Here is a 26,597-nt window from a genome sequence, read left to right as displayed (position 1 = left end):
CACCGCTCGTCACCCTCGGGCTTGACCCGAGGGCTCTTCCTTGCCGGCCTCCCCCCCCCCACCGAACTGCCCGCGGGCCTGATGCGAGAGCCAGTCGCCACCCGTCCCACGGCACCGGCTCAAGCCTGTAAGCGCCCTCGGGTCAAGCCCGAGGGTGACGACCTGAGGAGGAGGCGGGATCTCACGTCAAACGCAGCGCCGCATCCGGTATGAGGCAGTATTTGCGTCTCCTACGCCGGCCCGGCACCCTCCCCTTGCGGGGAGGGCTGGGGAGGGGGATGGCTCCCCCGGTCCTATCGGCCCATGGCCGATGGCCCTGCCTTTGGCGGGGAGAGGCCAAGAAACCACGTCCCGATGTGACGGAGTCCCGTCCGATCGCCAAACAAGCTGACACTGACGATGGCACAAGTACTGTTTTCACCCCGCCAGACTCGCCCGCCGCCCCTTGCAGACCGACATATCCGCCTGTCACAAATGCCGGTCTCCGGATATTTATTCCCAAATAAATGAATATATTTCAGCTGCTTAGCCTGTCATAAACCAGTCATGCAACTGCAATAAAACTGTCGCCGGGCGCTCCTATGGTCTGCCGCGTCACAGGGCGGCCCGATCCAGCGGCTGGCCATGTTTGCAATGAATTCCGAAAGGGAACTTCCATGAAGACCGCACTCTACGCCAGTGCCGCTGTCATCGCGCTCGCCGCCTTCGGCACCAATGCCGCCTATGCCCAGTCGCGCGACACCATCCAGATCGCCGGCTCCTCGACGGTCCTGCCCTTCGCCTCCATCGTCGCCGAGGAATTCGGCGCCACCTTCCCCGAATTCAAGACCCCCGTCGTCGGCTCCGGCGGCACGGGCGGCGGCTTCCGCCAGTTCTGTGAAGGCGTCGGCGACAACACCATCGACATCGCCAATGCCTCCCGTCCGATCCGCGACAGCGAGCGCGAAGCCTGCACCGCCAATGGCGTGACCGATATCCGCGAAGTCCAGTTCGGCTTCGACGGCATCGTCTTCGCCTCCTCGGCCAATGGCCCCGACTTCGCACTGACCCCGGTTCAGGTGTTCAAGGCCATTGCCGCCAAGGTGCCGGTCGATGGCGAGCTCGTCGACAATCCCTACACCACCTGGGACCAGGTCGATCCGTCCCTGCCGAACCAGCCGATCGCGCTGGCCATTCCGGGCTCCAACCACGGCACCCGTGAAGTCTTCCAGGAACGCGTCGTGACCCCCGGCGCCGAAGCCGCCGAACTGCCCGAAGGCCTGTCCGACGAGGAACTCGAAGCCGTCGAAACCACCTTCCGTCAGGACGTCGTGGTCGAGATCGCCGGTGACTACACCGAGACCCTGGCCCGCCTGACCGCCGATCCGAACACTGTCGGCGTCTTCGGCCTGTCCTTCTACGACCAGAACCGCGACACCCTCAAGGTCGCCACCGTCGACGGCGTCACCCCCTCGCTGGAAACCGTTGCCGCCGGCGAATATCCGGTCAGCCGCCCCCTCTACTTCTACGTCAAGGGCCAGCATATCGGCGTGGTCCCGGGCCTGGCCGAATTCACCGAATACTTCCTGTCCGAGGGCGTCTCGGGCAATGGCGGCATCCTGGAATCCGCGGGCCTGATCCCGCAGCCGGCCGATGTCACCGCCGAAGTGCTCGCCGCCTTCCAGGCCGGCCAGTAATCGCAAACGGATTGGGCCGCCGGGAAACCGGCGGCCCTTTCTTCTTCCGGGTCAGCCAGGAAAGCGCGTCAAGTGAACACTTTCATAATTGCCGGTCTGCTCATCGTCCTGCTCGGCCTCGCCTACCAGATGGGCTGGTCCAAAAGCCGCGCCCTCGCCACCCCCAATGGTTTGCGCGTGCATTCGCGCGGTCAATATCACGGCACGCTGGTCGCGCTCTGGACGCTGATCCCGGCCGTTCTGGTCCTGGCCGTCTGGGCCTTCTTCTCGCCCGGCGTCACCCATTGGTACATCGTCTCGCAAATCCCCACCGATGTGCTGACCAGCCTCGATCAGGTCGGGCTGAACCAGCAGATGCAGCGCATCCGCGATCTGGCCTCCGGCTTCGGCGTCACCGGTGAATTGCGTCCCTTCGAGCAGGCCGCCGGCGAAAATCTTGCCCGCTTCCAGCTCCTGTCCTTCCTCATCATGGTGGCGGCCGCCGCCGGCCTGGGCATTCTGGGCCTGCTCTTCGCCCGCCGCCGCATCAATGCCCGCCTGCGCGCCCGCAACGAGGTCGAGCGGTTCATTTCCTGGGCGCTGATCGCCTGCTCGGCCGTGGCCATCCTCACCACCCTGGGCATCGTCGCCTCGCTGGTCACCGAAGCCTTCCGCTTCTTCACCTATGTCAATCCGCTCGATTTCTTCTTCGGCACCGTCTGGGCGCCGAGATTCAGCTCCACCGGTGCCGGCGATGCGGGCCAGTACGGTCTCCTCCCCCTGCTGGCCGGCACGCTGATGATTTCGGCTATCGCCATGCTGGTGGCGGTGCCGGTGGGCCTGATGGCCGCGATCTATCTCAACCAATATGCCCATGCCAATGTGCGCCGGGTGGTCAAGCCGATCATCGAGGTCCTGGCCGGCATTCCCACCATCGTCTACGGCTTCTTCGCCCTGGTCACCGTCGGTCCCTTCCTGCGCGATTTCGGTACGGCCGTCGGCCTCAATATCAGCGCCACCAGCGCGCTGACCGCCGGTCTCGTCATGGGCGTGATGATCATCCCTTTCATCTCCTCGCTCTCCGACGACATTCTCAACCAGGTGCCACGCACCCTGCGCGACGGCGCCTATGGCCTGGGCGCCACCCAGTCCGAAACCATCCGCAACGTGCTGTTGCCCGCCGCCCTGCCCGGCATTGTCGGCGCCTTCCTGCTCGCGGTCAGCCGCGCCATCGGCGAAACCATGATCGTGGTGCTGGCGGCCGGCAATGCGCCCATCCTGCGCGGCAATCCGCTGGAGCCCGTCTCCACCATCACCGTTTCCATCGTCAATCAGCTCACCGGCGACACCGACTTCACCGGACCCCAATCCCTAGTCGCCTTCGCCCTGGGCCTCACGCTCTTCATCATGACGCTGTGCCTCAACATCGTCGCCCTCTACATCGTCCGCCGCTTCCGGGAGCAGTACGAATGACCGATACCAGCCTCGACTCCGCGGCGATCCGCCGCCAGCGCGTGCGGGCCGGCCTCAGCCGTCGCCACCTGGGCGAGCGCCTGTTCCGCTTCTTCGGCATCCTGGCCATCTGCCTGGCGCTGGGCTTCGTCGCCCTGCTGTTCACCGATGTGCTGCGCAAGGGCATCCCGGCCTTCACCCAGTCCAATATCCGGCTGGAAGTCGCCTTCGATCCCGAATTGCTCAAGGTCGATCCGGCGCCCGAGCACGCGCCCGGCCAGTCCGACGCCGATTTCCGCGCCGCGCGCCTCGGCTGGGAACGCCAGGTGGCCATGCTCAACTGGAACAATGTCGTCGAGGCCGCCCTGCGCAATGCCGCCCCGGCCGGTTTCGAGATCGACAGCCGCCAGCTCCTGACCATCACCGAGAGCGATGCCCGCCACCGCGTGCGTGAACTCTTCGTGGCCAATCCGGCCCTGCTCGGCCAGACCGCCCAGGTCGATCTGCTCGCCTCGGCCAATACCGACAACTGGGTCAAGGGCAATATCAACCGCGACCTGGGCGATAGCCAGCAGCAGCTGTCCGCCCCGGCCCGCGCCCTCATCGACATCTTCGAGGAGAACGGCACCATCACCCAGGGCTTTGCCTGGTCGCTGTTCACCAATGTCGATTCCCGCTCCGCCCCTGCCTCCGCCGGCCTGCTCGGCGCGCTCATGGGCACGTTCTGGATGATGCTCATCGTCATCATACTCGCCGTGCCGCTCGGGGTGGGCAGCGCCATCTATCTCGAGGAATTCGCGCCCAAATCGCGTCTCACCGACCTCATCGAGGTCAATATCAACAACCTCGCCGCCGTGCCCTCCATCGTCTTCGGCCTGCTCGGCGCCGCCGTGTTCATCAACTGGTTCCGCCTGCCGCTCTCGGCCCCGCTGGCCGGCGGCCTGGTGCTGACCCTGATGACCCTGCCCACCATCATCATCGCCACCCGCGCGGCCCTGAAGGGCGTCTCCCCGGCGCTCCGCCAGGCGGCCCTGGGCATGGGCGCGTCCAAGACGCAGATGGTGTTCCACCACGTCCTGCCGGTCACCTTCCCCTCCATCCTCACCGCCACCATCATCGGCGTGGCCCAGGCCATGGGCGAGACGGCCCCGCTCCTGCTCATCGGCATGAACGCCTTCGTCGCCTCGGTGCCGGGCACGCCCATCGAACAGGCCACCGCCCTGCCCGTGCAGATCTATCTCTGGCAGGGCAACGAGAACCGCAATTTCTTCGAGCCGCGCACCTCCGCCGCCATCATGGTGCTGCTCGCCTTCATGATCACGCTGAACGCCATCGCGATCTTCCTGCGCTCCCGCCTCGAAAAGCGCGCTTAAGGAGTATGATGAAAATGGATATGCTTGCCGGCAAGGTTAAGATGACCGACCAGACCCTGAGCGCCAACCTGGACCCCGCCGATATGATCGATCACCCCATTCGCCTCACCGCCCGCGACGTCACCGTGCATTACGGTGCCAAGCAGGCCCTGCACGGCATTTCGATCGACATTCCGGACCGCGCCGTCACCGCCTTTATCGGCCCCTCGGGTTGCGGCAAGTCCACCTTCCTGCGCTGCATCAACCGCATGAACGACACCATCGAGGGCGCCAGGGTCGGCGGCCGCATCGAGCTGGACGGACAGGACATCTATGCCCCCGATCTCGACGTGGTCGAGCTGCGCGCCCGCGTCGGCATGGTGTTCCAGAAGCCCAATCCTTTCCCCAAGTCGATCTACGACAATGTCGCCTATGGCCCGCGCATTCACGGCCTGGCCCGCAACAAGGCGGACCTCGACGAGATCGTCATCTCCTCCCTGCGCAAGGCCGGCCTTTTCGAAGAGGTCAAGGATCGCCTCAACGAGCCCGGCACCGGTCTCTCCGGCGGCCAGCAGCAGCGCCTCTGCATTGCCCGCGCCATCGCCGTGGGCCCCGAGGTCATCCTCATGGACGAGCCCTGCTCGGCCCTCGACCCGATCGCCACCGCCATCATCGAGGAGCTGATCGACGAGCTGCGCACCAATTACACCATCGTCATCGTCACCCATTCCATGCAGCAGGCGGCGCGCGTCAGCCAGAAGACCGCCTTCTTCCACCTGGGCAACCTCATCGAACAGGGTGACACCGAGGACATCTTCACCAATCCGGTGAACAAGCAGACCCAGGACTACATCATGGGCCGCATCGGCTGATCGGGAGAGAAACCATGCCCAATACCGGCGCCGAACACATCGTCACCTCCTATAACGAGGAGCTGCTCGCCCTCGCCCAGGCCATTGCCGAAATGGGCGGCCAGGTCGAGGTCGCCATCGAAAACGGCACCCGCGCCCTGCTCCGGCTCGATCGCGAACTGGCGGACGTCACCATCATCGCCGACCAGCGCATCGACGACATGCAGCGCAAGATCGACGAGATGTCCGTGTCCATGATCGCCCGCCGCCAGCCCATGGCCTCGGACCTGCGCGCGATCATCACCGCCATCCACGTCGCCAACGATCTCGAACGCATCGGCGACATGGCCAAGCAGCTCGCCCGCCGCTCGCTCAAGCTCGAAGGCATCAACCTGCAGCCCACCTTCTACAACGGCGTCAAGAACATGACCGCCCTGGTGCTGCGCCAGGTCAAGGATGCGCTCGACGCCTATGCCAATCGCGAGGCCGCCGAAGCGGTGGAAGTCTGCAATCGCGACGACGAGGTCGATGCCATGCACACCTCGCTGTTCCGCGAGCTGCTGACCTACATGCTGGAAGACCCGCGCAACATCACCACCTGCACCCACCTGCTGTTCTGCGCCAAGAACCTCGAACGCATCGGCGACCACGCCACCAATATCGCCGAACGCGCCTATTACCTGGCCACCGGCAAGCAGCTCACCGCCGACGTCCAGGAATTGCAGCGGCAACAGATCAAGGCGTGATCGAACGCTGGCGCATCAATCTGCGCCTCCCTCCCCCTTGAGGGGAGGGAATGAGGGTGGGGGTCGCGCGGCTAATCGCTGAACCACCCCCTCCCCGGCCCTCCCCTCAAGGGGGAGGGAGGCAACACCAAAACCATCGGCTCCCACCGGGAGTCCGACCGACGGAGCACATCCACATGCCCGCGACCATCCTCATCGTCGAAGACGAAAGCGACATCGCGATCCTCCTCCGCTACAATCTCGAAGCCGAAGGCTTTCGCGTGCTGACTGCCGAAAGCGGCGACGAGGCCCAGCAGGCCATCGCCGAAAAACTGCCGGACCTCATCCTGCTCGATTGGATGCTGCCCGAGATTTCCGGCATTGAACTCTGCCGGCGCCTGCGCGCCCGCGAGGAAACCGCCCGCGTGCCCATCATCATGCTCACCGCCCGCGGCGAGGAAGAGGAGCGCGTGCGCGGCCTCACCACCGGCGCCGACGATTACGTGGTCAAGCCCTTCTCGGTGCCCGAACTGGTGGCCCGCATCCAGGCCCTGCTGCGCCGCGCCAATCCGAACCTGGTGACGGCCGCCCTCAAGGTCGGCGATCTCGAACTCGACCGCACCACCCATCGCGTCCGCCGCGCCAGCCGCGACGTGCATCTGGGGCCCACCGAATATCGCCTGCTCGAATATCTCATGCGCCATCCCGGCCGCGTCTATTCGCGCGAACAGCTGCTCGACGGCGTCTGGGGCAATGACGTCTATGTCGACGAGCGTACCGTGGACGTCCATATCGGCCGCCTCCGCCGCGCCATCAATCGCGGCCGCGAAGCCGACCCGATCCGCACCGTGCGCGGCGCCGGCTATGCCTTCGACGAGCGCTTCGCCCAGACGGCCTGATCGTCACGCCTCATGCGCCGCGCGGCTGTCCGCCGGCGCTTCCGCCCGCGCCGCCAGGCCGTAATCGCGCAGCACATGGGCGATGCGCAGCCGGTAATCGCGGAACACCCCGCCGCGTCCCATGGCCTGGGCGCGTCTATGCGCGGCATTGTTGCGCCAGCGCGCCAAAGCCGCCTCGTCCTCGAAAAACGACAGCGACAGCACCTTGCCGGGATCGGTCAGGCTCCTGAACCGCTCGACCGAAACGAAGCCCTCCACCTCATCCAGCAGCGCCCGCAGATCGGCGGCGATATCGAGATAGGCCGCTTCCTGCCCCTCGGCCGGCTCGACCTCGAAGATCACCGCGATCATGCCCGGTCCCCATGCGGCGTGGACACCAGCCGGAGGAACGTCCTGTCCTCGCGCAAAAGGAAGCGCTCGCGCAGGGCGAAGTCGTAATTCTCCCGCCCGAGCGGATCGGCGGCCAGCCGCGCCCGATAGGCCTCGTAATCGGCGAGGCTGGCAATGTTGTAGATGCCATAGGCCAGCGTGGCCGAACCCTCATGCGGAGCGAAATAGCCGATCAGCTCGGCGCCGCAGCGCGGGATCGCCTGTCCCCAATTGCGCGCATAGCGGACGAAGTGCTCCTTCTTGGCCGGGTCGATCTGATAGCGGATGATACAGGTCAGCATGGCGGCGTCCTCCGGAATGAACCGGGCCCATCATAGGGGCTTTCGCTCCGCCCATGCTTCGGTTACCATCGAACTATGAAAGAAGGTCCCGACATTGCCCGCATCGCCGCGCTGATCGGCGACCCCGCCCGCGCCAACATGCTGGTCGCGTTGATGAGCGGCAAGGCGCTGACCGCGACCGAGCTGGCCGCCGAGGCCGGCATCACCGCGCAGACGGCCAGCGCCCATCTGGCCCGCCTGCTGGAAAGCGGTTTTCTGTCCACCCGCAAGCAGGGCCGGCACAAATATTTCTCCCTCGCCTCGGCGGAGGTGGCGGGCGTGCTCGAAGCGCTGATGGGCCTTGCCGCCGGCGCCGGCCATTTGCGCAGCCGCACCGGCCCCAGGGACCAGGCCTTGCGCCGGGCCCGCATCTGCTACAATCACCTGGCCGGCGACATGGGCGTGCAGATGTTCGACAGCCTGGTGTCGAACCAATACCTGGCCTCCGGCGAGGGCCAGTTGCGGCTGACCGAAACCGGCCGGACCTTCATGGCCGGCCTCGGCCTGGACATCGACGCGCTCGCCGCCGGCCGCCCTGCCCTGTGCCGCGAATGCCTCGACTGGAGCGAGCGCCGCTCGCATCTGGCCGGCAGCCTGGGCCGCGCCCTCTTCGCCCGCTTTGTCGAGCTGGATTGGGCCAGCGTGGAAAAAGCCACGCGCATCGTCACCTTCACCCCCTCCGGCGCCCGGCAGTTCCAGGCCATGTTCGGCGGGTAGTGCCGCGCCTCAGCCGCGCATCGCCCGCCGATAGACCTCTGCGGCCACCGCCAGGTCCAGATGCCCGCCGCCGACATTCTTGTAGACGGTGATGTCCGCGTCGCTCGCGCGCCCACCATGCTTGCCCGAACAGAGATCGAACAGGTCGGCCTCGATTTGCTCGCGCCGCAGAATGCCGTCCGCGAGGGGCTGGCACACATCCCCGCTCGCCTCGCAATTCAGCCGCGTATCGAGGAAAAGCCGGCCGGCCCGCATCAGCACCGCGTCATCGGCTTCCCGCATCTGCGGCTGGTAGGACCCCACGAGGTCCACATGCGCGCCCGGCTGCAACAGCTGCCCCCGCACCAGCGGAACCTCGCTCATCGTCAGTGAGGAGACGATATCCGCCTCCGCCAGCGCGCTGCCGAGATCGGCCGCCACCATGCAGGGGATGGCATGGCCCCGCAGCCGTTCCACCAGCGCCCCCGCCCTTTCCTCCGTCCTGTTCCAGATCCATATCCGCCGCAGGTTCGGGCGCATGGCCGATATGGCCCGGATGAAATGCTCGGCCAGCCCGCCGGCGCCAACGATCAGCAGCGTCTCGCTGTCGCGACGGGCGAGAAGATCGACGCCGAGCGCGGAATCGGCGGCGGTCTTGCAATGGGTCAGCGCCGCCGCGTCACAGGTCATCAGCGGCACGCCGGTCTTTCCGTCGAGCAGCGCCACGAGGCCCTGGCCGGCAGCCAGTGGCGCGGGCAACGACGGATTGCCGGGAAAGGCGCCGATCAGCTTGACCGCGATGTAGGTGTCCGACCACGCGGAGAGCGAAGCGAAGGTCCCCGGCCCATCCGGCTGCTGCAGGAGATGTCGGCCGACCACCGGATTGGCCGGCGCCTCATGAAAGGCGCGGAGGGCCTCCACCGCGTCCTCGAGCGGGAGCAGCTGCCAGAAATCGTCTGCGGTCAGGTGAAACATGAGCGTCCAATCCCCTCATTCGCCATGGCCAGGCCGGCCGTCCACTCTTAATGGCCGAGCATGCGCTCGAGGGCGCCCGGCTGGTCGTGTACGGCCAGCTTGTCCATGATGGTGGCGCTGGCCTCGTTCATCCCGATCAGCTCCACCTCCACCCCTTCGCGGCGGAATTTCAGCACCGCCATGTCCACCGCCTGCACGCCGGTCAGGTCCCAGATATGGGCCCGGCTGACATCGATGCGGACCCGCTCCAGCTTTTCCCGGAAATCGAATGCCGCCTCGAAATCGGCGGCGGAGGCGAAGAAGAGCTGCCCTTCCACGAGATAATCCCGCTCGCGCCCGTCAGCCGACAGAATCGAGGAGACGCGGAAGATTTGCGCCACCTTCCAGGCGAAGAAAATGCCGGACAGCAGCACCCCGACCCCCACGCCGAGCGCCAGGTTATGGGTGCCGACCACGGTGATGACCGTGGCCAGCATGACCAGGCTCGACCGCCGCGGATGGTGACGCAGGTCGGTCAGCGACGACCAGCGGAACGTGCCGATCGACACCATGATCATGATGGCCACCAGCGCCGGCATCGGCACCAGCCCCACCCAATCGCCCAGCACCAGCAGCAGGAACAGCAGGAAAGCGCCCGCCACGAAAGTGGAGAGCCGCGACCGGCCGCCCGATTTCACATTGATCACCGATTGCCCGATCATGGCGCATCCGGCCATGCCGCCGAAGAAGCCGCTGGCGATATTGGCAATGCCCTGCCCGATGCTTTCCCGGTTCTTGTCGCTCTTGGTATCGGTCATCTGGTCGACGATCGAGGCGGTGAGGAGGCTTTCCAATAGGCCCACGGCGGCCACGGCCACGGACGTGGGCAGGATGATCCACAGCGTTTCCAGCGTGAGCGGGATTTGCGGAATGAGCAGCATCGGCAGCGCATCGGGCAATTCGCCCAGATCGGCGACGGTGCGCGTGTCGATGCCCAGCATCAGCGCCGCGCCGGTCAGCACGAGGATGCAGACCAGGGGCGAGGGAATGGCCCGGGTCAGGCGCGGAAACAGATAGATCACCGCGAGCCCGGCTGCGATCATCGCATAGGATTGCCAGGTCACCCCGATCAGTTCGGGCAATTGCGCCATGAAGATCAGGATGGCCAGGGCGTTGACGAAGCCGGTCATGACCGAGCGCGACACGAAGCGCATGAGATAGCCGATCCGCAGATATCCGGCGAGGATTTGCAGCACCCCGGCCAGGATCGTCGCCGCCAGCAGGTATTGCAGCCCATGCTCGCGCACCAGCGATCCGAACAGCACGGCCGTGGCCGCCGTCGCGGCGGAGATCATGGCCGGACGCCCGCCGGCAAAGGAAATGACGATGGCGATGACCACCGAGGCGTAAAGCCCCACCTTGGGATCGACGCCGGCAATGATGGAAAAGCCGATCGCCTCGGGAATGAGGGCCAGGGCAACGACGATGCCCGCGAGAATGTCGCCCCGAAGGTTGGAGAACCAGTTGCGGCGGAGAGAATCTGAAAAGGTCATGAAGGGTCCAGATGGCGTCGGGCCGGGTCCGCGCTGGGCAGACGGGCAGGACGGCGATGTATCACTGGATTGTCTGGCGGATCGGCGGCCAGAAGAGCCACCCGGGATTGCACCGGGTCCGGAGTTCTGCGGCCTTCATGCGGGCTGCGCCGAAAAAAATCAAGCCGCCCAACCCATTTCCCCGTCACAGGCGCCGGCTCGCTGCCGCGCTTCTTGCTCTTGTGCCCCCGCCCGATCATTATCGCTGGAGAGAGGGTGCCGCATGACCGAAGCTGAAATTCCCCTGGCGGGCGGGCAGATCAGCACTGTCGTGCGCGTCGGCGACACGGTCCGCCGCACCATCCGTCGCGACATGAGCCTGCAGCACGCCCTTTTCGCCCATCTGGACCGCAAGGACTTTTCCGGCGCGCCGCGCTTTCTTGGCCATGACCCGCAGGGCCGGGAAATCCTCACCTTCCTGCCGGGTCATGTCCCGGTCGGCGAGGGCGATTTCACCGACGTCCAGCTCGTGGCGGCCGCCCGCCTGCTGCGCGCCTATCATGACGCCACCGCCGATTTCGCGCCCGTCGTCGCGGCCCATGCCGAAATCATGTGCCATAACGATTGGACGCCGGCCAATACGGTCATGACCGATGGCCTGCCCACCGGCATGATCGATTTCGACACCGCCGCGCCCGGCACCCGTCTCTGGGATCTGACCTATTCGGTCTGGGCCTGGCTCGATTTCGGCGATCCCGATCGGCCTCCCGCCGAGCAGCGCCGCCGGATGGAGCTCTTCATCGCCGCTTATGCCCATTCCTCCTGCACGCCCGGCCTGGTCGCCGCTTGTCTGCCCGCCCGCCAGGCCGGCCGCGCCAGATGGGCGCGGGAACGCAATATCGCGGCCGCCACCGACTGGGCCCAGGCCTGTCTTGGCTGGACGCTGGCCAATATCACCGCTTTCTATCACCCCGACGGCATGCCCTGAGCCGTGCTAGGCTCGCCGCATTCTTTGCGAATCGGTTCTTCCCATGTCGTCCATTCCAGCGCAGCGCCCCAAGCCGCTGCATCTGCTCGCCGCCTTCGCCAGCGGTGGCCTGCTGACCTTTGCGGTCTTCATCAATGCCGAAGCCGGCCGCTATGGCGGGGCGCTCTATTCCTCCTGGCTGGCCCATGGCACCGGCACGCTGGCGGCCATCCTCGTGCTGGCCCTGCTGCGCCTCCGCCGGCGGCCGGCGGAACCATCGGCCTCCGGCAAGGCCCCGCTCTGGGCCTATCTCGGCGGCATTTCCGGCGCCGCCACCGTCATGCTGACTTCCACCAGCGTCAACACGCCCCTGGCTTTGGCCGGCACCCTGGCCCTCGGCCTTGCCGGTCAGGTCGCCTTCAGCCTCGCGGCCGATCAATGGGGCCTGTTCGGCCTGCCCCGCCGCCGCCTCACCGGGCGCGATGCCGGCGCGGTCGTCCTCATCGTCGCGGGGAGCCTGCTCATCATCTTCCTCGGCATGGGAAGCTGACAGATGACGCTCTTCATCGCCTATGCCCTCATCGCCGGCGTCCTGGTCGGCCTCAGCCGCCAGCTCAATGGCCGCCTGGCCATGTCCACCAGCCCGCTCATCGCTTCGTTCTGGAACCACATTGTCGGCTTCGTCTTCCTCACCGTCCTCGGACTGGTTCTCGGAAACCTCATCCTGCCCGGCGCCGCCGACGCGCCCTGGTGGGTCTATCTCGGCGGACCTTTGGGGGTGATTTTCGTCACCGCCGGCTCCTGGCTCATCCCGCGCATCGGCGCCGTCAATTCCGCGCTGCTGGTCATCGGCGGGCAGATGGTTTCGGGCGTTCTTTTCGATCTGGCGCGCGGCGCGCCCATGACGTTCTGGGCCAGTGCCCTCGGCGTTACCCTTATCCTGGCCGGAGTGGCGCTGACGCAGCGCTCAAGGTGAACAGTCTGCTAACGAATACGGGGCCCGCGAGGGCCCCGTGCTAGCGTTTTGCGATGCTTTTCTGCGCCTTAGCCGGCCGAGGTATAGGCCGTCTTGACGATGGTGAAGAACTCCGCCGCATACTTGCCCTGCTCGCGCGGACCATAGCTGGAGCCCTTGCGGCCGCCGAAGGGCACGTGGAAATCCACGCCTGCCGTCGGCACGTTCACCATCACCATCCCGGCCTCCGAATTGCGCTTGAAATGGGTCGCATATTTCAGAGAAGTCGTGACGATACCGGCACTTAGCCCGAATTCCGTATCGTTGGCCGTGGCCAGCGCTTCCTCGTAATCCTTGACCTTGATCACCGCCGCGACCGGCCCGAAGATTTCCTCGCGCGCGATCCGCATCGAATTGGTCGCCTCGGTAAACAGCGTCGGCTGCAGGAAATACCCGTCGGTATCCTTCTTCACCCGCTCGCCGCCGGCCATGAGCTTGGCGCCCTCGCCCTTGCCGATCTCGATGTAATCGGTGTCCTGCTTGAGCTGGCCGGGATCGACCACCGGGCCGATTTCCGTATCCTTTTCAAGGGCATGGCCCACACGCAGCCCGCTGGTGCGCTCGGCCAGGGCCGCCACGAACTTGTCGTGGATACCCTCGGTCACGATCACCCGGCTCGATGCCGTGCAGCGCTGCCCGGTCGAGAAGAACGCCGACTGCGCCACGCTTTCCACCGCGACCTTGAGATCGGCGTCGTCGAGCACGATGGTCGGGTTCTTGCCACCCATTTCGAGCTGGAACTTGCGGCCATGCTTGATCGAGGCTTCCGCCACCCGCTTGCCGGTCCCCACCGAGCCGGTAAAGGTGATGGCGTTGACATCGGGGCTGTCCAGCATGGTCTGGCCCACCACCGAGCCGCGGCCCATAACCAGGTTCAGCACGCCCTTGGGCAGGCCGGCGCGCTGCAGGATATCGACGATGGCCCAGGTCGAGCCCGGCACCAGGTCGGCCGGCTTGATCACCACGGTATTGCCGTAGCAGAGCGCCGGGGCGATCTTCCAGGCCGGAATGGCAATGGGGAAGTTCCAGGGGGTGATGATGCCCACCACGCCCACCGGTTCGCGGGTGATTTCCACCGTCAGGCCCGGCCGGGCACTGGGCAGGATTTCACCGGCCAGGCGCAGGGTTTCGCCGGCGAAGAAATCGAAGATCTGCGCCGCGCGGGTGACTTCACCGATACCTTCGGGCAGGGTCTTGCCCTCCTCGCGGCTCAGCAATTCGCCCAGTTCCTGCTTGCGCGCCAGGATTTCCTGGCTGGTCTTGGAGAGGATCGCGTGGCGCTCCAGAATGCCCGAGCGCGACCAGGCGGGGAAAGCGGCCTTGGCGGCGGCGATGGCCTGCTTGGTTTCCTCGGCGCTGGCGCGCGCATAGACGCCCACCACTTCATTGATGTTGGAGGGGTTGATGTTCTCCGCCCCATCCGAGCCCACCCATTCGCCGTCGATCAGGTTCTTGTGCAAGTCGGTCATGTCGATGCCTTTCGGTGATTGGCGCTTCGGAGGAGGAAAGCGCTGCGATTAGAGGAGGTTGGCGCGAGCAAGGTCACGGAGCAGATGGCTGGTGCCATAGGTCCAGGGCGGGCATTTGGTCGAGAGGTTCACCCGGTTGGTCAAGGTGCCCAGACTCGGTGTCGAAATGGAGACGACATCGCCGATCTTGTGGGTGAACCCCTTGCCGGCCCCGTCGCGATCCTGCACCGGAGCGAACATGGTGCCCAGGTAAAGCACCAGCCCGTCGGGATATTGGTGATGATCGCCGATGGTCGCGGACACCAGCGATTCCGGGGTTCTGGAGATTTCGGCCATGTTGGAGCGCCCCTCCAGCACGAAGCCGTCCTCGCCTTCGACGCGCAGCGCAATCTCGGCCTGCTTGATCGTTTCCAGCGTGAAATCGCCCTCGAACAATCTCACGAACGGCCCCAGGGATGCCGAGGCATTGTTATCCTTTGCCTTGCCCAGAAGCAGCGCCGAGCGCCCTTCGACATCGCGCAGGTTGACGTCATTGCCGAGCGTCGCGCCGATGATCTCGCCCTTGCTGGTCACCAGCAGCGCGACCTCGGGCTCGGGATTGTTCCAGGTCGATATCGGATGCAGCCCCACTTCGGCGCCATGGCCCACCGCACTCATCGGCTGGCCCTTGGTGAAGATTTCCGCGTCCGGTCCGATCCCCACTTCGAGATATTGGCTCCACACGCCCTTCTCGATCAGCGCGGCCTTCACCTTCATGGCGGCGTCCGATCCGGGCACCAATTGCGACAGGTCGGTGCCGATCAGGTCCAGGATTTCCGAGCGCAGCGCATCGGCGCGGGACTTGTCGCCGCGCGCCTGTTCCTCGATCACCCGCTCCAGCAGCGAGACGACGAACGTGACGCCCGAGGCCTTGATGGCCTGCAGGTCGATCGGAGCCAGGAGACGCGGCACATCCTGGCGGGATCCGCCGGCCAGCGCATTGGCCATCACGGCCTCGACGGCGCCCACGGCCTGCCCCGGCGCCGTGCGCACATATTCGGCCGCCCGGCCGCTTTCGGCCACGTCGCGCACGCTGGCCATGCCCGGCGCGGTGATATCGACCACCTGCCCGTCCCGCACGGTGACCACCCGGGGGTGATCGAAGCCCGGCACCCAGGCCCGTCCGAAAAGAAGGCCGTCTGGAATATGGTCTGAGCTCATCAACTACCCCCTGACATGTCAGGGCCTGTGACTAGCCCAGCGGGCACGGGCAGCGCAAGCCGCCAAGCGCTTAAATCATACTTTATGACGACGCGCGGGACCGATCGCCTCGTTCCTGTTCGGCCAGGGCCTCCAAATAGGCGACGAATTCGGGGTCTTCGCCGGGCAGATGCATTTTCATGGCCGAACGAAAATCCTCCCGCCGGCACCATTCGCGCATCCAGTCCTCCCAGGAACGCCAGCGGCGCAGTTCGGAGCCGCGCATATCGTCGCGATAGGTGAGGATATAGGCCCGCTCGAACAAGGAAATGAGAACGCCCATCAGCGCGGACTTGCGCATTCTCTGCTCCTCGTCCAGCCCGGGCGTCGCGGCGGGATCGAGCAGGCGCAGATCGGCATTGTCCAGGGCCAGCCGGAGGAAGGAGACATATTCATCGGACAGATGCAGGTAGGTCTCCTCCTCTTCCTGCGAGCGCTGCTTCAGCCTGTCCAGCGCATAGAAGGCGATCGCCATCGGCAGGCCGATAACCGTGACCACATAGCTGGCAGTTTCCCACATCGGCGTCCCCATCCTTTTCGGATACCACGATAATACTTGTTCAAGTCCGGTTCATCTGTGCCGCAATAAGAACGCATTGCCCCGGGAAATCTTCCCGGGCAATCGCATCCCAAGGAGTTTGCCATGCGTGCCCTCAGCGTCCTCGTTCCCTTCGCGCTTCTCGCCACCGCCCTGCCCGCCTATGCCGGCTCCATCACCATCGAAGGCCGCGGCGAAGTGCGCGCCGCCCCCGACATGGCCACCATCATGTCCGGCGTGACCACCCAGGGCGCCACCGCCCGCGAAGCGCTCGACGCCAATACCGCCGCCATGACCGAACTCATCGCCTCGCTCAAGGAAGCCGGCATCGAGGCCCGCGACATCCAGACCTCCGGCTTCTCGGTCAATCCGAATTATGTCTATTCCGACGCCCGCGACGAGCTGGGCTATACCCTGCCCCCGCGCATCAACGGCTACCAGGTGGCCAATTCGGTGACCGTCGTGGTGCGCGACCTGGAAGAACTGGGCGCCATTCTCGACAAGTCGGTGACCGTAGGCGCCAATACCGTCAACGGCGTGTCCTTCTCGGTCGCCGATCCGGCCGAACTGCTGAACGAAGCCCGCAAGGCCGCTTTTGCCGATGCCCGCGCCAAGGCCGAGCTCTATGCCGAAGTGGCCGGCGCCGGCCTGGGCGATCTGGAATCGATCAGCGAAAGCCAGAATTACGGCAGCCCGCAGCCCTATGCCATGTATGCCCGCGCCGAAGTGGCCCAATCGGCCGACGTGCCGGTGGAAGCAGGCGAACTGACCTTTGCCATCACCGTCAACGTGGCGTGGGATTTGGACAACAGTGCCGACTAATCCACAGGCGGGCCGCTGACCTGCCATGTTTTGGCCAAACCCGAAGGGCCAAACCCTCGTTGTTACATCGGTGGCGGAACGAGTCCTCCTTCCGCCATCATGTCCCCGGATCCCCTCATCGAGGGGGCTTGGGCGGTGGGGGCGGTTCCACCGTAGTCACTCCGTCCCCACCAACCCCTTCAATCCATCCGCGCAGCGGAAAACTCCTCCGGTAGAGGAATTCTAGGCGAGAAGGCCATGAGAGCCATGCTCGAATGGCACGTGCGGGCGGCCGGATAGCCTACCCCAGAACCACCTTCCAGAGCATGTTGAGGCCCACCGCGACCAGGAAGGCCGCGAAGACGTATTTCAGCGTCTTCTGATCCAGTCTGTGGGCCAATGCGGCGCCGAAGGGCGCAAATATGGCCGCCAGCCCGCCCACGAGTGCAAAGGCCGGCAGGTTGACGAAGCCCAGGCTGGCCGGGGGCAGGTCGGCCACGCCCCAGCCCGCGATGAGGAAGCCGGCCGTGCCCGACAGGGCGATGGCCACGCCGATGGCGGCGGAAGTGCCCACCGCATTGTGCATGGTCCGCCCGAAGGCCACCAGCGTGGGCACGGTCAGCGATCCGCCGCCCGTGCCGATCAGCGCCGAAATATAGCCCACGATGAACGCCGAAAGCCGATGCGCCCAGGCCGCGTCCTTGAGATGCCCCATCAGCCTGGTCTGGAACGAGAACACGATATTGGCGGCGATGAAGAAGGAAAGCAGCGCGAAGATGATGCGCAACACATTGCCCGAATAGAGCCCCGCCATGAGGCCGCCGACAAAGGTGCCCGCAACCACGAACGGCACCCAGAGCCGGAGCACGGCCACATCCAGCGCCCCGCGCTTGTAATGGGCGCGCGCGCTCATGATGCCGGTGGGGATGATGATGGCGAGCGAGGTGCCGACCGCCACATGCTGCACGATATCGGGATCATAGCCCATGAGCAGCAGGCTATTGGCCAGGGCCGGCACGATGACCGCGCCGCCGCCGATACCCAGCAGGCCCGCGGCCACGCCGGACACCATGCCGGTCACCCCCATGGCCAGCGCGAAGGGCCAATAGCTGGCGAGCAATCCCCAATCCATGTTCATTCTCCGATGATATGCAGCACCAGATCCCGCCGATGCGGCTGGCGGCGATGCTCGAACAGATACAATCCCTGCCAGGTGCCCAGCACCGGCCGGCCATCGCTCACCGGAATACCGATCGAGGTCTGGGTCAGCGCCGCCTTGATATGGGCCGGCATGTCGTCCGGCCCTTCCGTCGTATGCACCAGCCAGTCCATACCCTCCGGCACCAGGCGGTGGAAAAAGCCGGCAAGGTCCGTCTGAACGTCCGGATCGGCATTTTCCTGGATGAGCAGCGAGCAGGAAGTGTGCCGGACATAGGCGGTGGCGAGGCCCGTCGCGATTCCCGATTGCGCCACGAAAGCGCGCAGGGCCCGGCTCACCTCATAGAGCCCCTGCCCCCTGGTCTGTACCGCGATCGTCTCGATAGCCTGTCGCATGCGAACGGCCTAGCACGTTTGAGCCCGCGGGCGCGAGGCCATCCCCAGCCAATCCGTCCATTGCCCCATTGCCGCCCAAATGCGGCGGCCAATCTCGCGCCGGGCCGCATCGGGAACCATGCGCAAAGCCCCGCGTTCCCGCCCTGCGGGGTTGCCGGGCTGTTGTATCAGAGGGCTTCATTCATTCAGGATGGGTTCAGGAAACACCTAAGATGCTCGGCAGACGTGTGCCAAACACAAAGGAATAAGAACATGCGCCTCAAGACCTGGCTGCTTACCGGAACCAGCATCGGTTTCATGGCCCTTGCGCCGCTCTCGGCCCTGGCCCAGGACGCCGAACTGCGTTCTGCCTACAGCGCCTATCTCAATGCCCAGGCGTCCGGCGACGCCGCCGCTCTGGACGCGGCGCGGGCCGAATTGACCGAGCTCTGCATCGTCGGCGGCTTTTCCAGCCTCGATGAATGTATCGCCGCGATGACCGCGGCGACGACGCCGGCCCCGGCCCCCGAGCCGCAGGTCGAGCCTGAACCCGCGCCAGAGCCCGAACCGGCCCCGGCTGTGGAGGAACCCGCCCCGCAGCCCGAACCAGTGCCCGAACCGGCGCCGCAGCCCGAGCCGGAGCCTGAACCTCAACCCGCCCCAGTCGTGGAACAGCCCGCGCCAGAGCCTGCGCCCGAACCGGTCGCCGAAGAACCGGCTCCCCCGGTCGAGGAGCCTGCCCCGGCGCCCGAACCCGCGCCCCAGGTTGAGGAACCGGCCCCCGAGCCTGTCGTCGAACAGCCCGCTCCGGCGCCCCAGGAACCGGTAGCCGAAGAGCCCGCCGCTGAACAGCCGGCGGTCGAACCCGCGGTCGAGCAGCCCGCCGCCCCGGAGCCTGTCGCCGAGGAAGCGCCCGCTGAACAACCCGCAGCCGAAGAACCGGTCGCCGAGGAACCGGTGGCCGAACAGCCCGCCGAATCCGGCATCGACTATGCCGGCCTCCTGGCCGAGCAGGTCGCCATCTATGAAGAAGCGGTTGCCGACCTGCTCTCCGGCGGCGACGCCGCGGCGGCCCAGGCCAGCATTGACGGCGCCCGTGCCGAAATCGCCGCCATCTGCGCCGAAGCCGGCCAGCCGGACGTCACCGCCTGCCTGGCCCAGTATGGCCTCGAACTCCCGGTCGTTCCGGCGCTCGAACAGCCTGCCGCCCCTGTCGAGGAACCAGCAGACGAGCAACCCGTGGCCGAACAGCCCGAGCCGGTGGAAGAGGTGACGCCCGATGGCGAAGTTGCCGAACCCGTCGAGACCCTGCCCGAAGGCGTGACGCCCGAGCAGATCGCGCCGGTGCTTGACAGCGCCAAGGACCTGGACTCCGCCGTGGAAACCGGCGCCGAAACCCCGGCCGAAGCGGAAGTTACCGTCGAGGAAATGGAAACCGAACCGGTCGCCCCGCCGCCTGCCAGCGACGAGGAAGCGCAGTCCGAGGAGGTCCGCGCCCTGGCTGCCGAGCCCATCGCCGCGGTGACCGCCGAGGAAGGCACGGTGATCGAGGCGACGCAAAACACGACGGTCAACCAGACCGTGGTCAACAATTACATCACCAACATCACCAACATCACCAACAACGTCACCAATATCGACAATTCGACCAATGTGACGCAGACCAATATCGGCCAGCAGAACAATGTCACCGTAGTCGAGGCGCCCGTGGTGCAGACCAGCACCGGCGACGCAATCGCCCAGGTGATCCTGCAGGTGGGCACCCAGCTGATCGTCAATTCGATCGGCCAGGATACCGACCGCTTCTACGATCCGCAGCAGGACGAGATTTACTACGAGAATCTCGCCAATGGCCGCGTGCGTGAAGTGATCACCCGCCCCGACGGCACCCAGATCGTCACTGTGCGCAACCGCAACGGCGACATCCTGCGCCGTTCGCGCATCGATCCCGATGGCCGCGAATATGTGCTGGCCTATTTCGACGACCGCTATGGCAACCAGCTCGATACCTGGTACGATCCGGGCCGCGACCTGCCGCCGCTGCGGCTGAACATTCCGGTGCGTGATTACGTGCTGGATGCCCGCTATGCGGACGAGCAGGAGCTGGAACGCTTCTTCGCCCAGCCGCCGGTGGAACAGGTCGCCCGTATCTATTCCATCGACGAGGTCAAGCGCTCCGCTCGTATCCGCGACAGCGTCCGCAAGCTCGAAGTGGGCAATCTCACCTTCGATACCGGAGCCGCCACGATCGGCCGTGACCAGGTCCGCTCGCTCTCCCATGTCGCCAACGCCATGCTGGCTCTCTTGGAGCGCAATCCCAACGAGACCTTCCTGATCGAGGGCCATACGGACGCGATAGGTTCGGATATTTCCAACCTGCGCCTGTCGGACCTGCGGGCCGCCACCGTCGCCCGCGTGCTGACCGACTTCTACGGCGTGCCGCCGGAAAACCTGGCCACCCAGGGCTATGGCGAGCGCTATCTCAAGATCCGCACCGAGGCGGCCGAACGCGAAAACCGTCGCGTCACCATCCGCCGCATCACGCCGCTTATCACAGTCGCCAGCCGCTAGGCATCGGCGCATAGAACCGAAAGGCCGGGCTCCAGCCCGGCCTTTCTTCGTTCTGCGGCTACCATTGCCGATAAAATCTCAAAAAAGCCACAAAAAACAAAGGCGCCGCCGCGCCAGTCATGCGCGCAACACTTTGAATCCTATTTATTATTATCTCTGAAGTCGAAGTTTTGATGCCTTTTCACGTTTCCGGGAACTCTCCGGCGAGGGCGGCGTTTCTTAGCCAGCGTTGAAACAAAGGAGCAAACGATGGCTACCCCCGAACGCGATACTGTCTACACCCGTGACGGCGACCGTACCGTCTATACCCGTGAGAGCAATGGTACCGGCTGGTTCGTCGGGATCATCGTTGCTCTGGCCCTGCTGGCAATCGGCTATCTGGTTTTCTCGGCCAATTCCGGCCCTTCGACCAGCGTTGACGTCAATGGCACTCCTGCCGTGACCGATCCTGCCGCTCCGGCCCCCATGACCGAAACCCCGGCCCCGGCGACGGTTCCTGACGCCGCTCCCATGACCGAGGCTCCGGCCGTTGACGCCGCTCCGGCCCCGGCCGCTCCGGCTGAAACCCCGGCCGGCACGGAAACCGAGGCTGCCCCGGCTGCTGAACCGGCTGCCCCGGCCAACTAAGCACTTTTTATCAGCTCGGCCTTGGCTCCTCCCTCCAAGGCCTTAGAAGACCCCGGCGCCCCACCGGGGTCTTTCCTATTGGCCAACGGTTTCATCGGCTTCCTCCAGCCCGCCATACTTCTCGGCCATGCAGGTTGCCAAACCGCCGGTTCATACCCATCTTCCGGCAAACCACGGGAGCCGCCATGTTCAATATCGACCAGATTCTCAAGACCCTGCAGACCGACCAGAACGCCCAGAGGACCGCGTTGAGCGGCGCCGCCGGTCTCGCCGCCGGCATGCTGCTGTCCGGCGGCAAGCCGGGCAAGCTGCTGGGCAATGCCGTCAAGGTCGGCGCCGTGGCCGCCGTCGGCGGCCTCGCCTACAAGGCCTGGCAGAATTACCAGCAGAACCAGGCCAATGCCGGCCCTGCTCCCGCCGAAGACGCTTTCATACCGGCACCCACTGACGATGCAGGGCAGGAAGAGCTCGGCAAGACGCTGGTGCGCGCCATGATCGCCGCCGCCAAGGCCGATGGCCGCATCGACGCCGACGAGAAGGAAGCCATTTTCGAACGGCTCAAGACCATGCCGCTCTCCGCCGAAGAAAAGGCCTGGGTGTTCGACGAACTCTCCACTCCGCTCGACATCAACGCCGTCGTTGCCCGCGCCGATACGCCCGAGCATGCCGCCGAGATTTACGCTGCCTCGCTCGTCGCCATCAGCGCCGATACCGCGGCCGAACAGGCCTATCTCGAAGCGCTGGCGGCCAAGTTGAAACTGGACCCGGCCCTGGTGGCCGAAATCCACAAGAGCGCAGGCGAAAAGGCGCCCCAACCCGCCCCGACGCCAGCTTCGCCCTTCGCCTATACGCCGAACGGCAGCAACGTCTGATCTCGCATACCGCGCGGCGCCCCCGCGCGGTATCACCCATGTGCGTTCTTGCGGCCGGGACCGGCCCCGTCCACATCTGCCCGCAAGGAGACATGCCATGGAACTCGGACTTTATTCATTCGCCGAAAACACGCCCGACCCGCTGAACGGCAATGGCCTTCAGTCGCCCGCCGAACGCCTGCATGACCTGATCGAGGAGATCGAGCTGGCCGACCAGCTCGGACTGGCCTTTTACGGCCTCGGCGAACATCACCGCGCTGACTATGTCGCCTCTGCGCCGGTGACCATCCTTGCCGCCGCTGCGGCCCGCACCAAATCCATCCGCCTCTCCACGGCCGTCACGGTGCTGAGCTCGGACGATCCGGTTCGCGTCTGGCAGCAATTCGCCACGCTCGATCTGCTCAGCAATGGCCGAGCCGAGATCATGGCCGGTCGCGGCTCCTTCATCGAGAGTTTTCCCCTCTTCGGCCTCGACCTCAACGATTACGACGATCTGTTCGAGGAAAAGCTGGAAATGCTGCTCAATATCCGCCAGGGCGGCAAGGTCGCCTGGCCCGGCAGCAAGCATACCAACCCCATTTCCGGTCTCGAAATCTTCCCCAAGCCCGTCCAGGACCCATTGCCGCTCTGGATCGCGGTGGGCGGCACGCCCAATTCGGTGGCCCGCGCCGCCTATTACGGCCTGCCGCTGATGATCGCCATTATCGGCGGCCGCCCCCGCCAGTTCCAGCCGTTGACCGAGCTCTATCGCCAGACCGGCGCCAAGGCCGGCCACGATGTCAGCAAGTTAAAATTGGGCGTATCCGGCCACGGCTTCATCGCCGAAGACAGTCAGGCGGCCCGCGATAAGGCGTTTCCCGCGCATAATGCCGTCATGACCAAGATTGGGGCGGAACGCGGCTGGCCGCCAGGCACACGCGCCCAGTTCGACGCCGGCACGACGCCGGAAGGCGCCTATTACATCGGCTCGCCGCAGGAAGTGATCGACAAGATCCTGATGCAGCACGAATGGTTCGGCCACGATCGCTTCGGCCTGCAATTGAGCGTCGGCACCCTGCCCCATGCCGAGGTCATGAAGGCGATCGAGCTTTACGGCACCGTGGTGAAGCCGGCTGTCGACAAGGCGCTGGGCTGATCACTTCCCGCTGGGCTGATCACTTCCCGCTGCGCTTGATCGACTTGATAGCCAGCGGCGGAATGCCGGACTTTTCCGAGATGGCGCGATCCTGCTCCATGATGGCGGTCTTTGCCGGCTCGTCGCCGTCCAGCCCGCCGAGCAGGCTGGCATCCACCTTGCGGTTGGAGCGCTGGCTGCCGTCTTCGTAGACGACGTCGAACATGACGAATTCGGTGCGGGCGGTGGGTTTCTTGGCCATTTCACTGGTCCCTTTCAAAACAGAACCGCGAGCCTGGCCGGCTCGCGGTCGTCAAATGCGGATATTGTAAAGGGCTTAGCGGAAAATGCCGTCGCCCTGCTCGTCAACGATCTGGCGGCCTTTGGACAGCGCCAGGGAGACGAGGTCGTCCATCGAGCTCATGCGGTCGGCCCGGATGAAGCGATAGGTTTTGGTTTCGCCGCCGACATCCTTCTCGATCGTGCCGGCAAGCTGCAATTCGCTGCCTGCCTTCATTTCGATAGCCTTGATCAGAAAGCCCTTATAGCTCTCCTCGCCCAGAACCTTGTCGCCTTCCGGCTCGGCATTGCCGCCACCGCCGAACAACTTCTTGAAAAACGACATGGGCCTCTCCTCGTTTTAGCGTCCGCGCGCGGGCCGGGGTCGCTCCAGCGCGCCGTTCCTGTCCATCTCCTCCTGCAACCAAAGCGGCGAGATGTCAAAATAGTTCGGCCAGATGGGCTTGCCATTGACCAGCTCGACCTTGGCGAAATAGGCCCTGTCGCGCAGCGGCTCGGTCCCCTCGCCCCGCTCCGCCAGCATCGGCGCCGCATTGAAGGTCCCGAACGTGCCGTCCGAAAAGGTCACCACCAGCTTGAAGGGAATGGTGGCGCGCAGAGAGGTGAGCTTGAGAGGTGCAGCCATTGGGCCGCTCCTAATTATCGAGGAAGCTCCGCAGCTTGCGACTGCGGCTCGGATGCTTGAGCTTGCGCAGGGCCTTGGCTTCGATCTGGCGGATACGCTCGCGCGTCACCGAGAATTGCTGGCCCACTTCTTCCAGCGTGTGGTCGGTGTTCATGCCGATGCCGAAACGCATGCGCAGCACGCGCTCTTCGCGCGGCGTCAGCGAGGCCAGAACACGCGTCGTCGTTTCACGCAGGTTCGACTGGATCGCCGCATCGATCGGCTGGATCGCGTTCACATCCTGGATGAAATCGCCCAGGTTGCTGTCCTCTTCGTCGCCGATCGGCGTTTCGAGCGAAATCGGCTCCTTGGCGATCTTGAGAACTTTTCGCACCTTGTCGAGCGGCATCTGCAGCTTTTCGCTGAGCTCTTCCGGCGTCGGCTCGCGGCCGATTTCGTGCAGCATCTGGCGGCTGGTGCGCACGATCTTGTTGATCGTCTCGATCATGTGCACCGGAATGCGGATCGTGCGCGCCTGGTCGGCAATCGAACGAGTGATCGCCTGGCGAATCCACCAGGTCGCATAGGTCGAGAACTTGTAACCGCGCCGATATTCGAATTTATCGACCGCCTTCATCAGCCCGATATTGCCCTCCTGGATCAGGTCCAGGAATTGCAGGCCGCGATTGGTGTATTTCTTGGCGATGGAAATCACGAGACGCAGATTGGCCTCGACCATTTCCTTCTTGGCGATGGCCGCTTCCCGCTCGCCCTTCTGCACCTTGTGCACCAGGCGGCGATATTCGCCGATATCGAGGCCGGCTTCAGTCGCCAGCGTCGCGATTTCGCGGCGCAGATCGGCAATGGTATCGGTCTCACGGCGGGCGAATTCGGCCCAACCCTTGCCCTCGAAGCTTTCCAGCGACCATTCCCAGCTCGGGTCGAGCTCGCGCCCGTAATAGTTTTCGAGGAAGGCTTCGCGCTTGACGCCATAGCTCTCTGCCAGGCGCAGCAGCCGGCCTTCGAGCCGCACCAGGCGCTTGTTGATGTCATAGAGCTGCTCGACCAGGCTTTCGATACGCCCGGCATTGAGCGACAGCGACTTGACGTCGGTGATCACTTCGGCCCGCAGGGCGCTGAGCTTGCTGGTTTCGGCTTCCGACACGGTGGCCGTGCGGTCTTCGGCATGGCGGTCCTGCATCTCGCGCATCTGCCCATAGGCTTCGGCGATGCGGTTGAAGGTCTCCACTACCTGCGGCTTGAGCTCGGCCTCCATGGCCGAGAGCGACAGGGCATTGTCGAATTCGTCGTCGTCGTCCTCGACCGGATCCTGCGGCGCTTCCGGCTCCTCGGGGACGTAATCGTCCTCGTCATCGCCCGAGGCGCGCTTGGGCGCGGCCTTGGCCTTTTCCTTGACGGGTTCCGGCTCGGCCTTGGGCGCCGCGACGGGGATTTCCGGCGCGGCCTGCTTGGCGTCGGGCCCGGCATAGGTGGCCTCGAGGTCGATGATGTCGCGCAGGAGGATTTCGCCCTGGGCGAGCTGGTCGCGCCAGATGATAATGGCCTGGAAGGTAAGCGGGCTCTCGCAGAGGCCCTCGATCATGGTCTCGCGACCGGCCTCGATACGCTTGGCGATGGCGATTTCGCCCTCGCGGCTGAGCAATTCGACCGAGCCCATTTCGCGCAGATACATCCGCACCGGGTCGTCGGTGCGGTCGGAGCCGGATTTGGTGTTGGAGGTGCTGGCGACAGCGGTGCCGGTCGAGGGCGCGACTTCGGTGCCGCTATCGTCCTCGTCCTTCTCGACTTCGGTTTCCTCGACCTCGTCCTCGTCAACCACATTGATGCCCATCTCGGAGAACATCGACATGAAGTCTTCGATCTGCTCGGAGCTGACTTCGTCGGAGGGCAGCACGGCATTGAGCTCTTCATAGGTGACGTAGCCGCGCTTCTTGGCGACCTTGATCAGCTTTTTGACCGCGGCATCGTTCTGGTCGATCAGCGGACCGTCATTGGACGTCTCAGGCGCGCCGGATTCCGGCTTTTCGGTATCCTTGGAAACTTTGTTCGCTGCCTTGGTGGCCATCATTTACTCCTCGGGACCCGTGGGCGGGGCGGTCC

The 26,597-nt window shown here is 65.1% G+C and carries 28 protein-coding genes and 1 other annotated feature; of the genes, 15 read left to right on the top strand and 13 right to left on the bottom strand.

The genetic code is table 11. The annotated features are described in order from the left end of the window. Window positions 1-656 precede the first annotated feature (656 nt). The 6 genes from A3840_RS16315 (at window position 657) to phoB (ending at window position 6,934) form a co-directional block, all read left to right on the top strand. Window positions 657-1,676, top strand: a complete 1,020-nt coding sequence (locus A3840_RS16315) for a PstS family phosphate ABC transporter substrate-binding protein (RefSeq protein WP_067459280.1) — start codon at window positions 657-659, stop codon at window positions 1,674-1,676. A gap of 72 nt (window positions 1,677-1,748) precedes the next feature. Further along, the gene (gene pstC, locus A3840_RS16310) at window positions 1,749-3,128 is read left to right on the top strand and encodes a phosphate ABC transporter permease subunit PstC (protein ID WP_082903970.1); all 1,380 of its coding nucleotides are present in this window, start codon (window positions 1,749-1,751) and stop codon (window positions 3,126-3,128) included. Then, a complete protein-coding gene (gene pstA / locus A3840_RS16305; RefSeq protein ID WP_067459277.1) occupies window positions 3,125-4,480 on the top strand; it encodes a phosphate ABC transporter permease PstA in 1,356 nt (451 codons plus the stop codon). Before pstC ends, pstA begins: the two co-directional genes overlap by 4 nt. 83 nt (window positions 4,481-4,563) lie before the next feature. Continuing rightward, window positions 4,564-5,331: a phosphate ABC transporter ATP-binding protein PstB gene (gene pstB / locus A3840_RS16300; protein WP_245676652.1), complete on the top strand. Its 768-nt coding sequence runs from the start codon at window positions 4,564-4,566 to the stop codon at window positions 5,329-5,331. Between the two features lie 14 nt (window positions 5,332-5,345). Beyond that, window positions 5,346-6,056 (top strand): phosphate signaling complex protein PhoU, encoded by a 711-nt coding sequence (gene phoU / locus A3840_RS16295; RefSeq protein ID WP_067459274.1) that lies wholly within the window; start codon window positions 5,346-5,348, stop codon window positions 6,054-6,056. A gap of 176 nt (window positions 6,057-6,232) precedes the next feature. Beyond that, window positions 6,233-6,934 carry a phosphate regulon transcriptional regulator PhoB gene (phoB, locus tag A3840_RS16290; RefSeq protein ID WP_067459271.1) on the top strand — a complete coding sequence of 234 codons (702 nt, stop codon included), beginning with the start codon at window positions 6,233-6,235 and terminating at the stop codon, window positions 6,932-6,934. Window positions 6,935-6,937: 3 nt separating this feature from the next. On the opposite strand, the gene A3840_RS16285 is transcribed toward phoB, so the two are convergent. Both A3840_RS16285 and A3840_RS16280 read right to left on the bottom strand, forming a co-directional pair. Beyond that, on the bottom strand, window positions 6,938-7,285 hold the full coding sequence (locus tag A3840_RS16285; RefSeq protein WP_067459268.1) for an antibiotic biosynthesis monooxygenase family protein: 348 nt from the start codon (window positions 7,283-7,285) through the stop codon (window positions 6,938-6,940). Next, the gene (locus A3840_RS16280; RefSeq protein ID WP_067459265.1) at window positions 7,282-7,605 is read right to left on the bottom strand and encodes an NIPSNAP family protein; all 324 of its coding nucleotides are present in this window, start codon (window positions 7,603-7,605) and stop codon (window positions 7,282-7,284) included. The genes A3840_RS16285 and A3840_RS16280 overlap by 4 nt, the downstream gene beginning before the upstream one ends. 75 nt (window positions 7,606-7,680) lie before the next feature. Here A3840_RS16280 and A3840_RS16275 point away from each other — a divergent pair, with 75 nt between their 5' ends. Beyond that, window positions 7,681-8,361, top strand: coding sequence for an ArsR/SmtB family transcription factor (locus A3840_RS16275; RefSeq protein ID WP_067459262.1), 681 nt, complete (start codon window positions 7,681-7,683; stop codon window positions 8,359-8,361). Window positions 8,362-8,370: 9 nt separating this feature from the next. Here A3840_RS16275 and A3840_RS16270 read toward each other — a convergent pair whose 3' ends face one another. Both A3840_RS16270 and A3840_RS16265 read right to left on the bottom strand, forming a co-directional pair. Then, a complete protein-coding gene (locus tag A3840_RS16270) occupies window positions 8,371-9,315 on the bottom strand; it encodes an ornithine cyclodeaminase family protein (protein WP_067459260.1) in 945 nt (314 codons plus the stop codon). Between the two features lie 47 nt (window positions 9,316-9,362). Then, complete coding sequence (locus A3840_RS16265; RefSeq protein WP_067459258.1) at window positions 9,363-10,847, bottom strand: SulP family inorganic anion transporter; 1,485 nt, start codon at window positions 10,845-10,847, stop codon at window positions 9,363-9,365. Between the two features lie 67 nt (window positions 10,848-10,914). Then, window positions 10,915-10,970: a sequence feature (sul1 is cis-regulatory element that is thought to sense ions involved in sulfur or methionine metabolism; They are found in Alphaproteobacteria), on the bottom strand. A gap of 139 nt (window positions 10,971-11,109) precedes the next feature. Between A3840_RS16265 and A3840_RS16260 the strand changes: the two genes are divergently transcribed. From A3840_RS16260 to A3840_RS16250, 3 genes are read left to right on the top strand one after another with little or no spacing between them, the layout of a single operon-like run. Next, complete coding sequence (locus A3840_RS16260; RefSeq protein ID WP_067459255.1) at window positions 11,110-11,814, top strand: phosphotransferase; 705 nt, start codon at window positions 11,110-11,112, stop codon at window positions 11,812-11,814. 43 nt (window positions 11,815-11,857) lie between these two features. Then, on the top strand, window positions 11,858-12,343 hold the full coding sequence (locus tag A3840_RS16255; protein WP_067459252.1) for a DMT family transporter: 486 nt from the start codon (window positions 11,858-11,860) through the stop codon (window positions 12,341-12,343). A 3-nt stretch (window positions 12,344-12,346) separates the two neighbouring features. Beyond that, a complete protein-coding gene (locus tag A3840_RS16250; RefSeq protein ID WP_067459249.1) occupies window positions 12,347-12,769 on the top strand; it encodes a DMT family transporter in 423 nt (140 codons plus the stop codon). 68 nt (window positions 12,770-12,837) lie between these two features. Here the strand turns inward: A3840_RS16250 and A3840_RS16245 are convergent, their stop codons facing one another. The 3 genes from A3840_RS16245 to A3840_RS16235 all read right to left on the bottom strand — a co-directional run bounded on the left by A3840_RS16245 (window position 12,838) and on the right by A3840_RS16235 (window position 16,036). After that, window positions 12,838-14,277 carry an aldehyde dehydrogenase family protein gene (locus A3840_RS16245; protein ID WP_067459246.1) on the bottom strand — a complete coding sequence of 480 codons (1,440 nt, stop codon included), beginning with the start codon at window positions 14,275-14,277 and terminating at the stop codon, window positions 12,838-12,840. Between the two features lie 48 nt (window positions 14,278-14,325). After that, a complete protein-coding gene (locus A3840_RS16240; RefSeq protein WP_067459243.1) occupies window positions 14,326-15,477 on the bottom strand; it encodes a fumarylacetoacetate hydrolase family protein in 1,152 nt (383 codons plus the stop codon). A gap of 82 nt (window positions 15,478-15,559) precedes the next feature. Next, the gene (locus A3840_RS16235) at window positions 15,560-16,036 is read right to left on the bottom strand and encodes a hypothetical protein (RefSeq protein WP_245676651.1); all 477 of its coding nucleotides are present in this window, start codon (window positions 16,034-16,036) and stop codon (window positions 15,560-15,562) included. A gap of 123 nt (window positions 16,037-16,159) precedes the next feature. On the opposite strand from A3840_RS16235, the gene A3840_RS16230 reads away from it, so the two are divergent. Continuing rightward, entirely contained in the window at window positions 16,160-16,876 is a 717-nt protein-coding gene (locus tag A3840_RS16230) for an SIMPL domain-containing protein (protein ID WP_067459237.1), read from the top strand. A gap of 280 nt (window positions 16,877-17,156) precedes the next feature. Here A3840_RS16230 and A3840_RS16225 read toward each other — a convergent pair whose 3' ends face one another. After that, window positions 17,157-17,987, bottom strand: coding sequence for a sulfite exporter TauE/SafE family protein (locus A3840_RS16225; RefSeq protein WP_067459289.1), 831 nt, complete (start codon window positions 17,985-17,987; stop codon window positions 17,157-17,159). Window positions 17,988-17,989: 2 nt separating this feature from the next. Beyond that, window positions 17,990-18,409, bottom strand: a complete 420-nt coding sequence (locus tag A3840_RS16220) for a secondary thiamine-phosphate synthase enzyme YjbQ (protein WP_067459233.1) — start codon at window positions 18,407-18,409, stop codon at window positions 17,990-17,992. A gap of 252 nt (window positions 18,410-18,661) precedes the next feature. Here A3840_RS16220 and A3840_RS16215 point away from each other — a divergent pair, with 252 nt between their 5' ends. From A3840_RS16215 to A3840_RS16200, 4 genes are all read left to right on the top strand, one after another. Next, window positions 18,662-20,959 (top strand): OmpA family protein, encoded by a 2,298-nt coding sequence (locus A3840_RS16215; RefSeq protein ID WP_067459230.1) that lies wholly within the window; start codon window positions 18,662-18,664, stop codon window positions 20,957-20,959. A gap of 249 nt (window positions 20,960-21,208) precedes the next feature. Next, a complete protein-coding gene (locus tag A3840_RS16210) occupies window positions 21,209-21,586 on the top strand; it encodes a hypothetical protein (protein ID WP_067459227.1) in 378 nt (125 codons plus the stop codon). A 185-nt stretch (window positions 21,587-21,771) separates the two neighbouring features. Next, the gene (locus A3840_RS16205) at window positions 21,772-22,458 is read left to right on the top strand and encodes a tellurite resistance TerB family protein (RefSeq protein WP_067459224.1); all 687 of its coding nucleotides are present in this window, start codon (window positions 21,772-21,774) and stop codon (window positions 22,456-22,458) included. A 97-nt stretch (window positions 22,459-22,555) separates the two neighbouring features. Continuing rightward, window positions 22,556-23,593 carry an LLM class flavin-dependent oxidoreductase gene (locus tag A3840_RS16200; RefSeq protein WP_067459221.1) on the top strand — a complete coding sequence of 346 codons (1,038 nt, stop codon included), beginning with the start codon at window positions 22,556-22,558 and terminating at the stop codon, window positions 23,591-23,593. 19 nt (window positions 23,594-23,612) lie between these two features. Here A3840_RS16200 and A3840_RS16195 read toward each other — a convergent pair whose 3' ends face one another. The 4 genes from A3840_RS16195 to rpoD form a co-directional block, all read right to left on the bottom strand. Further along, window positions 23,613-23,834 carry a hypothetical protein gene (locus A3840_RS16195; protein WP_067459218.1) on the bottom strand — a complete coding sequence of 74 codons (222 nt, stop codon included), beginning with the start codon at window positions 23,832-23,834 and terminating at the stop codon, window positions 23,613-23,615. A 75-nt stretch (window positions 23,835-23,909) separates the two neighbouring features. After that, the gene (locus A3840_RS16190) at window positions 23,910-24,197 is read right to left on the bottom strand and encodes an HlyU family transcriptional regulator (protein ID WP_067459215.1); all 288 of its coding nucleotides are present in this window, start codon (window positions 24,195-24,197) and stop codon (window positions 23,910-23,912) included. A 15-nt stretch (window positions 24,198-24,212) separates the two neighbouring features. Beyond that, on the bottom strand, window positions 24,213-24,497 hold the full coding sequence (locus A3840_RS16185; protein ID WP_067459212.1) for a DUF2442 domain-containing protein: 285 nt from the start codon (window positions 24,495-24,497) through the stop codon (window positions 24,213-24,215). Between the two features lie 10 nt (window positions 24,498-24,507). After that, window positions 24,508-26,562: an RNA polymerase sigma factor RpoD gene (gene rpoD, locus A3840_RS16180; RefSeq protein ID WP_067459209.1), complete on the bottom strand. Its 2,055-nt coding sequence runs from the start codon at window positions 26,560-26,562 to the stop codon at window positions 24,508-24,510. Between the last annotated feature and the right edge of the window lie 35 nt (window positions 26,563-26,597).

Source organism: Devosia elaeis (assembly GCF_001650025.1).
Lineage (GTDB): Bacteria > Pseudomonadota > Alphaproteobacteria > Rhizobiales > Devosiaceae > Devosia > Devosia elaeis.
Note: the sequence above shows the minus strand (reverse complement) of the source record. Positions and strands in the feature narration are given on the sequence as shown.

Coding starts and splice junctions, on each gene's coding strand:
- A3840_RS16315 (WP_067459280.1), top strand. CDS start 657: ATGAAGACCGCACTCTACGCCAGTGCCGCTGTCATCGCGCTCGCCGCC.
- pstA (WP_067459277.1), top strand. CDS start 3,125: ATGACCGATACCAGCCTCGACTCCGCGGCGATCCGCCGCCAGCGCGTG.
- pstB (WP_245676652.1), top strand. CDS start 4,564: ATGATCGATCACCCCATTCGCCTCACCGCCCGCGACGTCACCGTGCAT.
- phoU (WP_067459274.1), top strand. CDS start 5,346: ATGCCCAATACCGGCGCCGAACACATCGTCACCTCCTATAACGAGGAG.
- phoB (WP_067459271.1), top strand. CDS start 6,233: ATGCCCGCGACCATCCTCATCGTCGAAGACGAAAGCGACATCGCGATC.
- A3840_RS16285 (WP_067459268.1), bottom strand. CDS start 7,285: ATGATCGCGGTGATCTTCGAGGTCGAGCCGGCCGAGGGGCAGGAAGCG.
- A3840_RS16280 (WP_067459265.1), bottom strand. CDS start 7,605: ATGCTGACCTGTATCATCCGCTATCAGATCGACCCGGCCAAGAAGGAG.
- A3840_RS16275 (WP_067459262.1), top strand. CDS start 7,681: ATGAAAGAAGGTCCCGACATTGCCCGCATCGCCGCGCTGATCGGCGAC.
- A3840_RS16270 (WP_067459260.1), bottom strand. CDS start 9,315: ATGTTTCACCTGACCGCAGACGATTTCTGGCAGCTGCTCCCGCTCGAG.
- A3840_RS16265 (WP_067459258.1), bottom strand. CDS start 10,847: ATGACCTTTTCAGATTCTCTCCGCCGCAACTGGTTCTCCAACCTTCGG.
- A3840_RS16260 (WP_067459255.1), top strand. CDS start 11,110: ATGACCGAAGCTGAAATTCCCCTGGCGGGCGGGCAGATCAGCACTGTC.
- A3840_RS16255 (WP_067459252.1), top strand. CDS start 11,858: ATGTCGTCCATTCCAGCGCAGCGCCCCAAGCCGCTGCATCTGCTCGCC.
- A3840_RS16250 (WP_067459249.1), top strand. CDS start 12,347: ATGACGCTCTTCATCGCCTATGCCCTCATCGCCGGCGTCCTGGTCGGC.
- A3840_RS16245 (WP_067459246.1), bottom strand. CDS start 14,277: ATGACCGACTTGCACAAGAACCTGATCGACGGCGAATGGGTGGGCTCG.
- A3840_RS16240 (WP_067459243.1), bottom strand. CDS start 15,477: ATGAGCTCAGACCATATTCCAGACGGCCTTCTTTTCGGACGGGCCTGG.
- A3840_RS16235 (WP_245676651.1), bottom strand. CDS start 16,036: ATGTGGGAAACTGCCAGCTATGTGGTCACGGTTATCGGCCTGCCGATG.
- A3840_RS16230 (WP_067459237.1), top strand. CDS start 16,160: ATGCGTGCCCTCAGCGTCCTCGTTCCCTTCGCGCTTCTCGCCACCGCC.
- A3840_RS16225 (WP_067459289.1), bottom strand. CDS start 17,987: ATGGATTGGGGATTGCTCGCCAGCTATTGGCCCTTCGCGCTGGCCATG.
- A3840_RS16220 (WP_067459233.1), bottom strand. CDS start 18,409: ATGCGACAGGCTATCGAGACGATCGCGGTACAGACCAGGGGGCAGGGG.
- A3840_RS16215 (WP_067459230.1), top strand. CDS start 18,662: ATGCGCCTCAAGACCTGGCTGCTTACCGGAACCAGCATCGGTTTCATG.
- A3840_RS16210 (WP_067459227.1), top strand. CDS start 21,209: ATGGCTACCCCCGAACGCGATACTGTCTACACCCGTGACGGCGACCGT.
- A3840_RS16205 (WP_067459224.1), top strand. CDS start 21,772: ATGTTCAATATCGACCAGATTCTCAAGACCCTGCAGACCGACCAGAAC.
- A3840_RS16200 (WP_067459221.1), top strand. CDS start 22,556: ATGGAACTCGGACTTTATTCATTCGCCGAAAACACGCCCGACCCGCTG.
- A3840_RS16195 (WP_067459218.1), bottom strand. CDS start 23,834: ATGGCCAAGAAACCCACCGCCCGCACCGAATTCGTCATGTTCGACGTC.
- A3840_RS16190 (WP_067459215.1), bottom strand. CDS start 24,197: ATGTCGTTTTTCAAGAAGTTGTTCGGCGGTGGCGGCAATGCCGAGCCG.
- A3840_RS16185 (WP_067459212.1), bottom strand. CDS start 24,497: ATGGCTGCACCTCTCAAGCTCACCTCTCTGCGCGCCACCATTCCCTTC.
- rpoD (WP_067459209.1), bottom strand. CDS start 26,562: ATGGCCACCAAGGCAGCGAACAAAGTTTCCAAGGATACCGAAAAGCCG.